13 protein-coding genes and 1 tRNA gene are annotated in these 15,548 nt (G+C 38.9%); 8 read left to right on the top strand and 6 right to left on the bottom strand.

Annotated elements, in window-relative coordinates:
• Positions 1 to 236: 236 nt before the first annotated feature.
• The 4 genes from thiI to refZ form a co-directional block, all read right to left on the bottom strand.
• The gene (gene thiI, locus ACW0TQ_RS15580; RefSeq protein ID WP_042535385.1) at positions 237 to 1,439 is read right to left on the bottom strand and encodes a tRNA uracil 4-sulfurtransferase ThiI; all 1,203 of its coding nucleotides are present in this window, start codon (positions 1,437 to 1,439) and stop codon (positions 237 to 239) included.
• A 5-nt stretch (positions 1,440 to 1,444) separates the two neighbouring features.
• Entirely contained in the window at positions 1,445 to 2,587 is a 1,143-nt protein-coding gene (locus ACW0TQ_RS15575; protein ID WP_042535386.1) for a cysteine desulfurase family protein, read from the bottom strand.
• Positions 2,588 to 2,744: 157 nt separating this feature from the next.
• Entirely contained in the window at positions 2,745 to 4,439 is a 1,695-nt protein-coding gene (gene ezrA / locus ACW0TQ_RS15570) for a septation ring formation regulator EzrA (RefSeq protein ID WP_042535388.1), read from the bottom strand.
• Between the two features lie 173 nt (positions 4,440 to 4,612).
• Positions 4,613 to 5,236, bottom strand: coding sequence for a forespore capture DNA-binding protein RefZ (gene refZ, locus ACW0TQ_RS15565; protein ID WP_042535390.1), 624 nt, complete (start codon positions 5,234 to 5,236; stop codon positions 4,613 to 4,615).
• A gap of 130 nt (positions 5,237 to 5,366) precedes the next feature.
• Between refZ and ACW0TQ_RS15560 the strand changes: the two genes are divergently transcribed.
• The 3 genes from ACW0TQ_RS15560 to ACW0TQ_RS15550 all read left to right on the top strand — a co-directional run bounded on the left by ACW0TQ_RS15560 (position 5,367) and on the right by ACW0TQ_RS15550 (position 7,314).
• The gene (locus tag ACW0TQ_RS15560) at positions 5,367 to 5,846 is read left to right on the top strand and encodes a GAF domain-containing protein (protein WP_193063236.1); all 480 of its coding nucleotides are present in this window, start codon (positions 5,367 to 5,369) and stop codon (positions 5,844 to 5,846) included.
• A gap of 393 nt (positions 5,847 to 6,239) precedes the next feature.
• Positions 6,240 to 6,842: a 30S ribosomal protein S4 gene (rpsD, locus tag ACW0TQ_RS15555; protein WP_042535395.1), complete on the top strand. Its 603-nt coding sequence runs from the start codon at positions 6,240 to 6,242 to the stop codon at positions 6,840 to 6,842.
• Between the two features lie 280 nt (positions 6,843 to 7,122).
• A complete protein-coding gene (locus ACW0TQ_RS15550) occupies positions 7,123 to 7,314 on the top strand; it encodes a hypothetical protein (RefSeq protein ID WP_042535397.1) in 192 nt (63 codons plus the stop codon).
• Between the two features lie 540 nt (positions 7,315 to 7,854).
• Here ACW0TQ_RS15550 and ACW0TQ_RS15545 read toward each other — a convergent pair.
• Positions 7,855 to 8,055: a CsbD family protein gene (locus tag ACW0TQ_RS15545; protein WP_042535399.1), complete on the bottom strand. Its 201-nt coding sequence runs from the start codon at positions 8,053 to 8,055 to the stop codon at positions 7,855 to 7,857.
• A 139-nt stretch (positions 8,056 to 8,194) separates the two neighbouring features.
• Positions 8,195 to 9,430, bottom strand: coding sequence for a dicarboxylate/amino acid:cation symporter (locus tag ACW0TQ_RS15540; protein ID WP_193063234.1), 1,236 nt, complete (start codon positions 9,428 to 9,430; stop codon positions 8,195 to 8,197).
• A gap of 299 nt (positions 9,431 to 9,729) precedes the next feature.
• Between ACW0TQ_RS15540 and ACW0TQ_RS15535 the strand changes: the two genes are divergently transcribed.
• The 5 genes from ACW0TQ_RS15535 to ACW0TQ_RS15515 all read left to right on the top strand — a co-directional run bounded on the left by ACW0TQ_RS15535 (position 9,730) and on the right by ACW0TQ_RS15515 (position 15,542).
• Positions 9,730 to 9,802, top strand: a tRNA-Val gene (locus ACW0TQ_RS15535).
• 704 nt (positions 9,803 to 10,506) lie between these two features.
• Positions 10,507 to 12,234 carry an ABC transporter ATP-binding protein gene (locus ACW0TQ_RS15530; protein ID WP_455725811.1) on the top strand — a complete coding sequence of 576 codons (1,728 nt, stop codon included), beginning with the start codon at positions 10,507 to 10,509 and terminating at the stop codon, positions 12,232 to 12,234.
• Complete coding sequence (locus ACW0TQ_RS15525; RefSeq protein WP_455725810.1) at positions 12,224 to 14,029, top strand: ABC transporter ATP-binding protein; 1,806 nt, start codon at positions 12,224 to 12,226, stop codon at positions 14,027 to 14,029. Before ACW0TQ_RS15530 ends, ACW0TQ_RS15525 begins: the two co-directional genes overlap by 11 nt.
• 185 nt (positions 14,030 to 14,214) lie before the next feature.
• Entirely contained in the window at positions 14,215 to 14,940 is a 726-nt protein-coding gene (locus tag ACW0TQ_RS15520; protein WP_455725809.1) for an alpha/beta hydrolase, read from the top strand.
• Positions 14,941 to 15,029: 89 nt separating this feature from the next.
• Entirely contained in the window at positions 15,030 to 15,542 is a 513-nt protein-coding gene (locus tag ACW0TQ_RS15515) for a YjcG family protein (RefSeq protein WP_042535410.1), read from the top strand.
• Positions 15,543 to 15,548: the final 6 nt, after the last annotated feature.

Below are 15,548 nucleotides of genomic sequence, written 5' to 3'. Positions count from 1 at the left end.
AACCACGCAGACTCCTAAGTGGTTTGCAGGCTAAGCCCGTGACTCCTGTCACAACGCCTGCACTTGCACGTCCTGGGACTGCGATTACTCGTCCCATCGAAAACATTTGTACGTCGGAAAGCGGAGTGGTTGGCCGGATATTTCACTAAAATGCAAGCATGGTAATGGAGAACATGTTCCTCCTGGAATAGCAAGATATATTTGCTTATTCTTAGGTGCGAAAGTTGAGATATTACTTAGAAAAGGTCTGTAAAATCCTCATTAAACAAGGTCTTCTCGGTTACTTTTATGGTTTCTATTCCCTCTATCGCTTCTTCAATGGACGGAGTAAAATCGTATTTCGATTCATAGAAATTCACTTTATCCCGCTTCGGCTTTGTTTTTGGAGATTTCGGCACAAAGATTGTACAGCAATCTTCATACGGTAATATCGATGTTTCATATGTGCCGATATCCTGCGCAATTCGAATAACCTCATCTTTATCCATCGCAATCAATGGGCGGATAATAGGGTAATTGGTCACTTCATTAATGGTGTGCATGCTGTCCATGGTTTGACTTGCCACCTGCCCAAGATTCTCTCCTGTAGTCAAGGATAAGATTCCTTCGCGCTTGCAAAGCTCCTCACTGACACGAAACATCACACGGCGCATAATAGTCATCGCATAATCATTCGGCATCTCTCTAAAAATTTCCTGCTGTAATTTGGTAAATGGAACAATATGCACTTTGATTGATTTCCCATATGTCGTCAACTGCTTCGCTAAATCCAGCACCTTCTGCTTCGCGCGTTCACTGGTGAATGGCGGAGAATGAAAATGAATTGCTTCTAAATGTACGCCTCTTTTCATTGCTAACAATCCGGCCACCGGGCTGTCAATTCCTCCTGAAAGCAGCAGCAGCGACTTTCCTGAAGTTCCGACTGGCAATCCGCCCCGGCACTTGATGGTTCCGCTCGTAATATAGGTTGCTTCCTTACGTATCTCTACTTTAATTTCCAAATCAGGGTCATGTACATCTACGGTAATATCCTCCGTATTCGTTAATAAATGACTGCCCAGGATATGATTCATTTCTCCCGAATGCTTTGGGAAATCTTTTTTTGTTCGGCGAACGCTCATTTTAAATGTTTTCGCATTCGGCTCCCGCTTTAATGCATAGAGAGCCGCTTCTTTTATCTCTTCTACATCGTTTTCTACACGAATTGCCAGACTTAAGCTATGAATGCCAAAAACGTTTTGTAGTTTTTCAATGATTGGCTCCGGCGGATTGCCATTTAGCAGGACAAACATTCTCCCTTGTGTCCGCATTACTTTCACACCATCAAACTCTTTTACCTTCTGGTGTATATTATCATGAAGCTTTAATATAAACTGCTTGGCATTTTTTCCTTTTAATGCTAACTCTCCATAACGAATTAATATATGATCATATTGCATATTATCTACCTCAATACCTCTTTAAATTGTTGAATTGCTTTTTTTAATTCCTCTACAAAAATTGCCGCTTCTGCTTCCGTATTCTCATAAGAAAAGCTTACCCGTAAGCCGGAAGAAGCAACTTCATTTGGTTTTCCGCAGGCAACGAGCACATGGCTTTCTGTTAAATCCCTGGAGGAACAAGCAGATTTTGTTGAAATATATATTTCTTTCTGGCTTAAACTGTGGATAATAACCTCCGGCTTGATTCCAGGAACGGAAAAATGAACAATATGATTCGCACCATCTTCCGGACTGTTAATTTCTACATCCTCCATCTGATGAAGTTCATTTATAAGCTTATCATGCAGCCTTTTTAAAACATTATCCTTTTGACTGCTTTCCTTTTCTTTGATTAACCGCAATGCTTTTACAAAGGAAACAGCGCCTGCTACATTCTCTGTTCCTGAACGAATACCCGATTCTTGACTTCCGCCATGCAAAAGCGGATATAATTTCGCTGTATGATTGACATACAGAAGTCCGGTTCCTTTTAGACCATGAATTTTATGACCGGAAAAGGTACATATATCAATGCCAGAACCCGTAAGTTTCAAAGGAACCTTCCCTAAACCTTGTACGGCATCCACATGAAATAATACTTTCGGATATTTTTTCAAAACAGTCCCAATTTCTTCAACCGGTTGAATCGAACCAATTTCATTATTCACCTGCATCATAGTAACAAGGATGGTATCTTTTCTAATGGCTTTTTCTACATCTGCTGCAGAAACAGTTCCATTTTCTGTCACAGGTAAATAGGTAATTTCAAAGCCCAGTTTTTCCAGACTCCCGCAAGTATCATGAATCGATGGATGCTCTGCTCCAGTGGTAATAATATGTTTGCCGCGTGATTGATGCTCCAGGGCAACTCCTTTGATGGCAGTATTATTTCCTTCTGTCCCTCCAGAGGTAAAGATGATCGTTTCTCTCGGCACATCAATTAAATCCGCTGCCTGCTGTCTGGCTGCCTCCAGCAGCTTTTCAACTTGTCCCCCTAAAGGATGTATGGATGAGGGGTTGGCAAAGTAGTTAGCGGACACTTTTGTAAAACTATCTACGACTTCTGAATGCGGCTTCGTCGTCGCACTATTATCAAAATATATCATATTTGCACCTTCTTACATTAAATCTTTTTGCATAAACAAAAATGTAAGGCTGACCTAAGCAATAAGTATTTCATTCTTAGCGACAGCCTTCATCTTATATTTCTTATGTTATCGTAGCGGAAAAATCTAAGGAACTTACCATTTGTTAAAAGTTATTTTAATTGTTTCTTTCCTCTTGATACGTTTCTATTTTCTTTAAAGCACCGGGTTCTACCTCTTCTACTGCATTGGCGGCATGCTCTAAAGAAAGCTCATATTCAAAATTACGGAATAGCCTTTCAGCTTCCTTCAGCTTATGATCCAGCTCTGAATTTTGGCTTCTGTAGCGGTTTGCATATTGAATCACCTGCTCCGTCAAGTAAGCCTGATCCAACATCATATCCACCTGTTCATAAGCTTGATCAATCGAGCTTTTTGCTTCCGTCAATGCGTGCTGTACGCTGCTCATATCCAGAGGGTAGGTTTCTAATGCTTCCATTACTTTATTGTTTTTTTGCAATGCTGTTTCAAAACGCGTCCAAATATAACTTGGCACTCCTGGTATATTACTCTTTTTCAGCTTTCGATTCAACTCTGCAAGCTGGCCGTGCATTTCTTCCAGCTTGTCTCTTGCTTCCAGTTCATCTTTCCGTAAATTTGCGATAGACTTTTTAAACGATTCATGTTCCTCTTCCAGCTCTTCAATCTTCTTAAAGCCTTCTTCAATTCCTTTTTTCAATTCAGAATGAGATTGTTTGTCATCATCTATACTCTGCTCTATTGTTTCTACATGATTTTTCAAAGCCTTGATCGCTTTACCCATGGTTTGGAAACGTTCCATATCATCGTCTTCTACGTGGTAAGCTTTTTGGATTTCTTCAATTTCCAGTGTTGCTGCTTCATACGTAGCACTTATTTGTTTTACTGAATCTTCATACTCCGGAGCTTTCTTCTCTATATAATTTTTAGCAATTGCTTCCCCTTCCAGCGCTTCGTACATTTCTGAAATACGGGTCTCCATTTGCTGAAGCTGCTCTTCAACTTCTGTTATATCTGCTGTTTCCAGCTGAGATTCCAGATTTCTCAATTGTTCCTGATATGTAATAATTTCTTTTTCAAAACCTAAGTGTTTAATCCGGTATCCATTTTCCTTCATCTCTTTCATACCGGCGGAAAGATTTGTTAATTGTGACGGCATATCCTGCTTTACTTGTTTGAGCAAATCAGGGAATAATTCTAATTTATTCTCTACCGTTTGAGTACTTTCCTTTAGCTCTTGAATGCTTTCATCTGCTTTTAAATAATCACCATCATTCACAAATTCATCGTACTGCTCCAGCATCAGTTCCAATGCATCAATTTCTTTATCAAATTCCTTTTCAGCCTTGCCATACTGGTATCTGGATTGGGAAAGCATGCTTCTTAATCCTTTGATTCTAGGCTTTAATTCCTCCGCACTTTCACGTCCATTTGCCTCTGCACGAAGTAATTCCTCTAACTCTGCAATAATTTCTTTTATTTCTTCTTCTGTTTTCCCCAGATGACTTTCCGCCTCTTTTAAAATCTTGTTTGCTTTCGGCACAAGAAAACGGTCAGCTGCTTCCTCTGCATTCACAAGATATTTTTCTACGTCAGGCAAGGATTTTGTTACGATTTTTTCCCATTCTTCTTTCCAGGCTTCAAATTTCTCTAAGGTCTCTCCAGAAAGATTCAATGCTTTAATCTGCCCAATCTGTTTTGCTACATCTCTATCCGTGATATCTAATTTCCATTTTTCTATATGGTCCACATGATCGTAAACTCGTTTTCTTACAATTAAAGCAACGGTTAAACATACAATAATCGCTAAAATAATCCCTACTACGACAGCCATACTTTGCCTCCCAACCAATAAACCTCTATATAAATATATCAACAATTATAAAAATCACAATAATATATCCTTTATAATATCATGTATTCCGCCCTTTTGGCTAAAGAAAATACATTTTTCTTATCGATTCAACAACTTTTTATTGTAATACGGAGAAAAAGACATATTTTTTATTATTGAATCTCCCCTCCTATCCTCACGTCCGTATTAAACTGTATCCATTTTTGTATACTTTTCGTATACTTTTTAACAAATTGTTCATGAGCAAATTCCCCTACAATTTGGTCCTTCCAATCTGAATGCAAAATATAAGGGGTAATCAGCATCCCCTTCAGCTGCATAAATAAATAGTGCTTCTCTTCCTGTCCGACGCTTTTACCAATTGTTTCCTGAAACAGCGCTTTTAAATAATAGTTTTCTTTCGCCAGATAGGTGACGGTCATTTCTCTGACAAACACGGAATCAAGAGATAATTCGCGCTGAATAAAACATGTTAATTGATGATGCATTTGCTTATAATGTATAATTGTAAAAATTAATTCATTTAATCGATAGATTGCAGCATCAGCTTCTGTTTTTTCCAGTGATTCTTCTATTTTTTCTAAATATGCTTCATAATAGTTTGTTACAGCATATTCTAAAAGGCCCTGCTTCCCTTTAAAATAATAGCTGATCAAGGAAACATTCACAGAGGCCCGCTCTGCAATATCGCGCACAGAAGTGCCATGGAATCCTTTTTGAAAGAATAGGGAGGAAGCAGCATCAACTACTTTTTGCTTCGTTATATTATTTTTCATTCTTTTCAACTCCTTACTCTATTCATACGACAAAGAAAGGGATAAATCCTTTAATCGATTATCGACAATAAATTTCAATATGTCATTATTTGTCACGCTTTTACTATAAACTTTTAGGAGGTAATACATCATGTTTCAACAACTTGATTATTCTGGAGAAAAAACAAAAGACTATGAGCTTCTTATTAAACAACTGGACGCACTATCCACAGGAGAATCAAATCAAACCGCGCTATTAGCAAATGCTTCCTCTCTGCTCAACCAATTTTTAGATGAAGTTAACTGGGTTGGATTCTACTTAACCGAAAACGAAGAATTAGTGCTCGGCCCCTTTCAAGGACTTCCTGCCTGCATTCGTATCCCTTTTGGAAAAGGAGTTTGCGGTACTGCGGTTTCTAAAAATAAAACACAGCGTATAGCAGATGTCCATCAATTTCCTGGTCATATCGCCTGTGACGGAGCTTCAAAGTCCGAAATTGTTATTCCTATTTCCCGCAATAAGGAAATTATCGGTGTTTTGGATATCGACAGTCCGATTTATGACAGATTCGATGCAATCGATCAAGATAATTTAGAAAAATTTGTTGCACAGCTTGAGAAACATTTATAAACGTCCTTTTTCACTATAAATGGTAACTGTAGATATATTCATTATAACGGATTCGAATGCATAATAAATCATTTTTGCTCTTAGAGAAAAAAATATTCTAACTTAACATTTTGTTAATTTCACTCTAATTTAGCCTGATTTATTTAACTCTATGTTAATTTTATGTTGACAAGCGTATATGTAAATTATATACTATAATTTGTGTAAAATAATAAAGTGGCCTAAGTGAGTCGACGCTTGCACTCATTTTGTTCCTTTGTAAGTTTCAGCTTATAAAGGTGTATCGTGTAACTCTCTGCTGCTGGAGCGATGGTACATGAAAACATAATGAACAACGGAACGATCACGCGCGTTTTATTTTATGCAAATAAAACATAAAGGAGGAAATGTCCTATGTCACGTTATACTGGATCAGTATGGAAGAAATCACGTCGTCTTGGCATTTCATTAACTGGAACTGGTAAGGAATTAGATAAACGCCCTTACGCTCCTGGTCAACATGGACCGAACTCACGCAGAAAACTATCTGAATACGGCTTGCAAATGCAAGAGAAGCAAAAACTACGCTTCATGTACGGATTGAACGAACGTCAATTCCGTAACCTGTTCAATAAAGCTGGTAACATGAAAGGTATCCATGGTGAAAACTTCATGATTCTTCTTGAATCTCGTCTTGATAACCTTGTTTACCGTTTAGGTCTTGCTCGCACACGTAAACAAGCTCGCCAATTGGTTAACCATGGTCACGTTACAGTAGATGGCGTTCGCGTAGATATCCCATCTTACTCTGTAAAACCAGGTCAAGCAATTGCTCTTCGTGAAAAATCTCAAAAACTAGATATCGTTACAGAAGCGATTGAAGTGAACAACTTCGTACCAGAATATACTACTTTTGATGCGGAGAAAAAAGAAGGTACGTATGCTCGTTTCCCTGAGCGTTCTGAACTTCCAGCTGAGATTAACGAACAGCTTATTGTTGAATTCTACTCTCGTTAATCGGGTTGAACTGAATTTAAATACAAGAAAAGCCTTGGAAATGTTGTTAAATCAATGTTTCAAGGCTTTTTTTTATACATTTTGCAATAGGTTGAAGAACTGTATTTTCGGTGGCTTTTTAGTTAGAAAAAATGCGTGAGCAGGAAGCTTAACCTTTCAATATGAGGGCTTTTTTATTTAAAAAATCCTTATTGATTGTTTAATATATAGATAGATTGGCAATACTGGTTTTTAAACATGAGAAAGAATAATACGTTTAATAACTTGGAGGGATTTTAAAATGGAAGCATTTGATATTTATACGAACGGGGCGCAACATACAGTAGTCGCTAATTCTCAAAAAGAAGCTAATGAATATTTTAAAAATATTTCCAGAAAGAAAATCATCTATTCTGAGCCTGTGGCTGGACCAGGAATAATTAGTTGGTCAATTCGCGACACTTCAGAGTTTAATAACATGGAAAAACAGTAAATTTAATTGATAAGGCCTCTCACGCTCTGTGAAGGGCTATTTTTATAAAATGAAAATTATTTTATTAATCTTAAGAACCACAATCTGGTTCAGGTTAATCAGTTTGGAGTATCCATGAATGCAGTTTCGCCTGCTTTTTCGGCGGGTTTTAGAAAAACCAAGAACACCGCTTGGTCTTTAAATCACAGGTGTCCTCGCCGAAGCGATGTCCGGATGTCCGCTACGGGAAGTCGCTTTCCGCGGGCAACGTTCAGCCGCACGGTAAGAAAACCGCTTCCTGCTCAGGTCTACCTGTTGCTTTTTCCGTTGGAGCGGCTATATTCAGCATTTTTTATATACTTTCTTACTCTTTACAAAATGACCATTCAAACCTTGCTATATCAAGGCTGTTATATTCCATTCATTTCTACTCTCATTAATAGCGTGAAGCCTGTTCAAAAAACCCCAGATTCCTTACTTATCAAGGTATCTGGGGTTTTTATATTTAGGCAAAAGCCGACCTAACGATTTTCAAAATGTTATTGCCGTTAAAACAGCCTTTTATTTTGTATCATTTTCATTCGAACTGTTCAGCTCATCTTTTATTTCGCCTTTTTTATCTTTTGCGGCACCCTTTGCTTTATCAGCTTTTCCTTCCGCTTGCTTTTTCGGGTTATCTGTTGCTTTGCCGTACGCTTCTTTTGCTTCACCTTTTATTTTATCTCCTGCACCTTTAATTTTATCTTTAAAACCATCACTCATGTTAATATACCTCCTACGAAATCTAACAATTTATTTATATTATTTGTGTTCCACGAATAATATATTTCTAAACTAAATAATTTAAAAAAGGTGCTGTGCCCCAAACTTACCGGGACACAGCACCTTTGCATTTTATAAATTAAGTCCTGGCGGCATCTGCTTTCTCCATCCAGTCTTTCCCTTCGATATGTCTTGCCACAACCATACTCGACACCGTATCACCAGTAGAATTCACCATTGTAGCCGGCGGGTCAACAACCACTCCGATAGCTGTGATGATTGGCAGGGCCTCAATCGGAAAGCCATACAATGTGATAATCATTAACTCCCCTGTAAAGCCGCCTCCCGGAATTCCACTCATCACGATACCAGATAATAAACAAATACCAATGGCAGTTAAAAATGTATCGATTCCAGTGAAATCCTGATTAAATACCCCAAAGATAAAGGCGATTTTTAACATAGCAGATAAACAGGAACCATCCATATGAATGGTGGCTCCAAGCGGCATAATGGTCTCACGAATATCTTTCGGAACACCAATCCGTTCTGCCGCCTGCAGGTTAACCGGGATTGTTGCAACACTGCTTCCAGTCCCCAGTGAGGTTGCAGCCGGTCCAAGTATATTTTTCCAAAAGCGGCTGACTCCTTTTTTTCCGCCAGCAAGGAAGGCATATAATGTAAAACCAATCGCAAAATACAATACAGCCACAGGGTAATAGACAATCACTGCCCTGGCATAATCACCAATCAACGCTGTACCAAATTCCCCTACTAAGGATGCAAAGTACGCGCCGAGCCCAATCGGAGCATAATACATAATGAGTTTAATTAACTTCATAAACACATCGGAAGCACTCGTTAGCAATCTTCCAAACGGTCTCCCCTTCTCTCCTGCCAATCCAGTTGCAACACCGACCAGGATGGACATCACAATAAGGGCCATCATATTATCTCTTGAAAATAAATCAACAAAATCAGGTACTGTAAATGTATTGACTAATTGATCCCCTAAACTCTGTTCTTCTATATTTTCAGGAGTGCTTAAAGGGATATCGACACCTGAGCCCGGCTGGAATATAACAGTAGCAATAAGCATCACTACAGAAGCAATCACCCCGGTTACGACAAATACGGTAATCATCGACCCCATGATTTTCCCAAGCCGCTTCATGCTATCCATGCCGGCAATCGCTGACGAAATAGAGAAAAATACAAGCGGGATAACAATCATAAATAATAAATTAATAAATAAATCCCCAAAAGGTTTGATAACAGTTGCATCATCTCCAAAAATCAATCCAATTATCGCTCCAATAATAATAGAAGCTAAAAGAATAAGTGGAAATCGATAGGCTTTTAATTTTTCTAGCATTTTATATTTCCTCTCTCTTTCAAATTAAATATAATGTAATCTATTTCATTTTACAGGAAGGAAGAATTGAAGGAAAGTTATTAAATATTCTTATGATTTTAAATTTATCTATTCCTAAGATGTATTGTCCCTCATTTATTCCACTTTAACAGGCGGACAAAAGCATAGAGAATAGTCTATTAAAATAAAGCAGTCATCAAAAACTCATTTTTCGATGCGATTCAATTAGAACGAAATAAATATTTATTAGCTTGTCTTCTGCTTCATTTGGCTGTATAATATAATTTGTACTTACATACGATTCCGTAGCTCAGCTGGGAGAGCGCCACCTTGACAGGGTGGAAGTCGTTGGTTCGAGTCCAATCGGAATCATTCATTAATAAATAGCGACTTCTAACTATTTAGGAGTTGCTATTTTTATTTTTACTCATGCTCGTTTTCCTTTTTACATACTATCTATATAAATTGAAGTAAGAAATTACACTTTATTTTTCTTATAAAAACGACGAAATAATGATTGAAAACAGTAACTAGCGACGGTTTTTGATGGGGCGAGTAATCGCAATGGTTTTCGGTGGGGCGAGTAACCGCAGTCCCAGAAGAAAAACACAGAGACTCCTGGTCAGCTAAGAACGGTCACGTCCTGTGACCAACGACCGACACTAGGACGTCCTGTCCGTCGTGGGAAAGCGCGGAGGGAAGACCCCGCAGAAAAAAAGCGAACTTCTTTTTTTCTGCGGGGCATAAGTGCGACTTTGCTTCTGTCTGCGCCTGACGGCTTGCCAATCAGCAAGTCTTCTTTAAAGGAGATGAGCTCGGGGCCCACGGAAAGCGGAGTGTTTTTCTAGGGTTGCGATTACTCACCCCATGAAACCCGTTGTAGCGGTAGCTATTAATTTCAATTTATATAGTTATTATTGTAGATTTTACAGGGTTATAACTCCCCCCCATCATCACTTCGTAAACCGAACCAAATACTGGCTTATTTATCACCATTCATTCTATAATATAGTAAACAATTTATTTCCATTTTAATTTCTGAATACTTTTACTCTTTTAGTTGGCGGGTGGTTGATTTGCGAAAGGTGTTTTCCTATTTAAGACCTTATACATTTCCTTCAATAATTGCATTCTCATTAATGCTTATCGAGCTTACAGTAGAGCTGTTGCTTCCCCTCTTCTTGGGACTGATGATTAATCAAGGGGTAGTAAATCAGGATATCCAAAATATTGCATTTTGGGGTTCGATTATGATTGGCCTGGCTCTTTTATCCTTTCTTGCAGGCGTTCTAAATTCTTTTCTGTCCTCTCATGTCAGCTTTTCCTATGCTTATGATTTGCGGGAGGAACTATTTTCCAAAATTCAGAGCTTCACCTATGCAAAATTAAATAAATACCCTACATCTTCTCTGGTTACGCGGTTTACAAATGATATCCGCCAGATTCAGAATACCGTTTTCATGGTGCTTCGTATTATGGCAAAAGCACCATTGACTGTCCTTGGCGGTGTTATCATGGCTTTTGTAGTCAATGCGCAGCTGGCATTGATTTTTTTAGTCACTGTGCCGCTTCTCATTTTATTTCTTTTATGGATATTAAAAATTTCAAGCAAATTATTTAAACAGGTACAGAGCAATGTAGACGATGTCAATCGTGTCATGCAGGAAAACCTTGCCGGTATGAGACTCATCAAAGCCTTTACCCGCCGCAGCACAGAAGAAAACCGATTTGATGACGCCAACCGGACACTTGCTGTGACGACCCGAAAAACCTTTCGAATTGTGGAATCATCCGGTCCCGTTTTATTGTTTGTTATGAATTTAAGTTTAATTTTTATTATCTGGTTCGGAAGCATCCAAACTGTTAACGGGCAGGCAAATATTGGTGAAGTTGTTACGATGATCAATTATGCGCTTCGTGTAGCGATGGCCATTTCTATGTTTTCTTTTATTATCATGATACTTTCCAGAACAAAGGCGTCTGCCGAGCGAATCAGCGAGGTGCTCACAGAGGAAGATGGAGAACAAGAGGAGTTAAAACAGGCGGTTTTTTCTTTGTCGAAAGGCCGCCTCGTATTTGAGAATGTCTCTTTCCGTTATCCGGACGCATTTAAGGAAACACTATCAGATATTTCATTCTCCGTAAATGCTGGTGAACGACTGGCGATTATCGGAGCAACAGGGTCCGGGAAGACTTCTTTATTCCAGTTGATACCCCACCTTTACGAGCCTTCTAAAGGAAATATTTACGTAGATGATATACTTTTAACGGACTATTCCTTCAAGGCTTTACGGGATGGTATTGGTTACGTTCCGCAGACACCGCTTTTATTTACCGGCTCTATTTTTGATAATATCGCTTTTGGAAAAAAAGATGCAACAATGGATGAAGTGATTCAAGCAGCGAAGGATGCACAAATCCATGATACGATTCAGCAGCTGGAACATCAATATGAAACCAGAGTCGGTCAGAAAGGAGTAAATCTCTCCGGCGGACAAAAACAGCGCATCTCTATTGCCCGCGCCCTTATTCGCAAGCCGGAGATGTTAATGCTCGATGACAGTACAAGTGCACTTGATTTAGCTACTGAAGCACGTTTTCTGCAAGCATTGGATCATTATCCGTGTACAGTTCTTCTAATTACACAAAAAATAACTACTGCTAAAACGTCCGACCGGATACTTCTGCTAGACCAAGGAAAAATTCTGGATATCGGTACGCATAATGAGCTGCTCGACCGCTCTGAATTATACCGGGCTGTCGCAGAATCACAGCAGGAAAAGGAGGTTCTCCATGCGAAATAATTCTTTAAAAGCTGCTTTTCAATATAAACGAATTGATGTATCAACTGTGAATACAGGTGATTCAAAAAAAGCAGAAAACATGGGAGCTGCCTTAAAACGGATCTGGAACTATTTAAAAATGGAAAAAGGGAAACTATTTCTTGTCATTTTCATGGTCGTTATCAGTTCATTATTTGCTCTATTGGGTCCCTTTCTAGTCGGAATGTCCATTGACCATTTTATTGCAGTCGGGCAGCTAAACGGACTTGGTATGCTGCTTTTAGGATTGGTTATCGTCTACATGATTCATTCCTTATCGCTCTTTCTTCAAAACTATTGGATGGTAGACATTGCACAACAAACCGTATATACCCTGAGAAAAAATTTATTTGAACAATTTCACCGCCTCCCTATTTCCTACTTTGACCAGCGGCAGCATGGGGAGTTGATGAGCCGGCTAACCAATGATATCGATAATATCAATAACACCCTGAACCAATCTGTGATTCAAATTTTCGCCAGTGTGCTTACTTTAATCGGTACTGTCAGTATTATGCTTTACCTCAGCCCTATCCTGACAGTTGTTACGATGTCTATTATTCCAGTCATGTTTTTTGCGATGCGCTGGATCACCAGAAGAACCGGACCGCTGTATAAATTACAGCAGCGGGATCTGGGAAATGTAAATGGCTATGTAGAAGAAATTGTTTCCGGTCAGCATGTTGTGAAGACGTATTCACAGGAAGACTATGTAAAGAATCAGTTTGAGCAAAGAAATAAATCCTTGCAGAATACAGGCTTTTGGGCTTTGACCATCTCTGGGTTCATCCCGAAGATCATGAATACCTTGAACTTTTTAAGCTTTGCGATAATCGCCTTTGTCGGCGGTGTGCTGGTTATCACGTCAGACGGAGCACTGGTTACTGTCGGAACGATTGTTATCTTTACTGAATATGCCCGACAATTCACCAGACCTTTAAATGAATTATCAAACCAATTTAACCTGCTTCTATCCGCTATCGCAGGTGCAGAAAGAGTATTTCAGGTAATGGATGAAACGCAAGAGGAAGTTGATGAGGAGGACGCAATAGAGCTTCCAGATACAAAAGGGCATCTTGTTTTTGATCATGTTGGCTTCGGTTACGAATCTGCCGACATTCTAAATGATATCAGCTTGGAAGCAAAGCCTGGAGAAACGATTGCATTTGTAGGTCATACCGGCGCCGGAAAGACTACCATTATTAATCTGATTTCCCGTTTTTATAATTATGATAGCGGACAGATTACATTGGATGGTGTCGATATTAAAAAAATAAAACGGACCAGCCTGCGAAAGCATATGGCTTTTGTTTTACAGGATACATTCTTATTTCACGGAACGATTCGGGAAAACATCCGTTACGGCAACTTAGATGCGACGGATAAAGAAGTAGAACAGGCTGCGAAGAATGCGAATGCTCATGACTTTATCATGTCTTTGCAGGATAGATACGACACCGTGTTGAATCAGGACGGAAGCGGCATTAGTCAGGGACAAAAACAGCTGTTGACCATCGCCCGCGCATTATTAGCAAATCCGAAAATTTTAATCCTTGATGAGGCGACCAGTAATATTGACACCGTAACAGAGCTGCACATTCAAGAAGCATTAAAACGCCTGATGAAGGATTGCACAAGTTTTGTTGTCGCCCATAGACTCAATACGATTCGGGAGGCAGATAAAATTATTATGCTGGAAGATGGAAATATCATGGAGCAGGGCAGCCACGAGGAGCTTATGAAACGGAAAGGGAAATATTATCATCTTTATCAATAAAAGGAGACTTTATTCAGTCGAATTTTTTCCTTTCCTTCTAAATATCAGTTGACTGAAACAGGCTGTTACACTTCGATAAAAATAAGCTTCAAAAGGACGTTCAAGTGACAGCAACATCACACAATGATAAACTATTTCTATACGATAAAACATATTATTCATTATAAAAAATGGAGGTGGGAAGCTTGCGCAGGAAAGGAAAAATGATTGAAAAAGAAATAAACAGCTCCTTTTTAGGAGAAACGATGACATTACAGATTTATCATCCTGAAGTCTTTTCTACAGCGTATAAATATGAAATCTGCATCATGCAGGATGGAAAGGATTACTTTCAAATGGGACGAATCGCTACGTTAAGCGACAAGCTTCATGAGGAAAAAGAAATGCATAATGTGATTTTTGTGGGAATCCATTACAAAGATAAATATGACCGCAGAGAAAAATATCACCCGTCTGGCGAGCAGAATGAAGCATACACAGATTTTCTCATCCAGGAAGTTGTGCCGTATTTAGATGAACTGATTCCGGCAAATCATCTGGGGAAATCCCGTTCGATTATTGGCGATTCTCTGGCAGGAACGCTCGCATTGATGACCGCAATGAAATATCCGGATCTATTTGATAAAGCAGGACTCCAGTCTCCTTATGTTGACGATAAGGTGTTAGCATATGTGGAGCAGGCAAAGCCCTTGTCCACACTGGATATTTATCACACCATCGGTACAAAGGAAACAGCAGTGAAAATGAGTGACGGAAACACAGCTGATTTTGTAGAGCCTAACCGTCAATTAAATCAGGCATTGGCAAAAGCAGAAGCAGCGTATACCTATCATGAATTAGAGGACGGTATTCATACGTGGAAGTATTGGCAAAATGATATGCGCCGTCTGCTCACAACTTTATTTGATTAAAATTTCTATTTTCCATTTCTTTTGCTATACTTATGTAAATACAGATTATTTATAGCTGATAATAATTTCTATACTAGGAGGTTGTTTGAATGAAATATGGAATTGCTATTTTCCCTTCAAAAAACGTACAGGATCAAGCCAATGCATTAAGAAAGCGTTACGACCCAAGGTACGCTTTAATCCCTCCGCATATTACATTAAAGTACCCGTTTGAAACAGATCCGGAGCAGATTGATGACGTGGTTCAGGAGCTCCATAAAATTGCGGGCAGCGTAGACCCTTTTTATATTCATATCAATAAGGTAAGTACCTTTGAACCGATAACAAATACCATTTATTTAAAAGTTGAACCAATCGAACAGTTACAAACGCTCAATGAACACCTGCAGCAAGGAATTCTTGAGAATAACCAAAAACATTCTTTTGTACCGCATATTACAATTGCCCAGGATTTGGAGCATGATGAATTCTCAGATATTGTAGGAAGATTAAAAATGGAAGGTTTTGCAATCAAGGATTATATTGACCGATTCCAGCTGTTATACGAATTAGATAACGGTTCTTGGACGGTATATGAAACATTTTTATTAGGAAAGGAATAAACACGC

It is taken from the genome of Oceanobacillus sp. M60 (genome assembly GCF_053839645.1).
The sequence above is the reverse complement of the archived record's forward strand: the minus strand, read 5'-3'. Positions and strand labels throughout refer to the sequence as shown.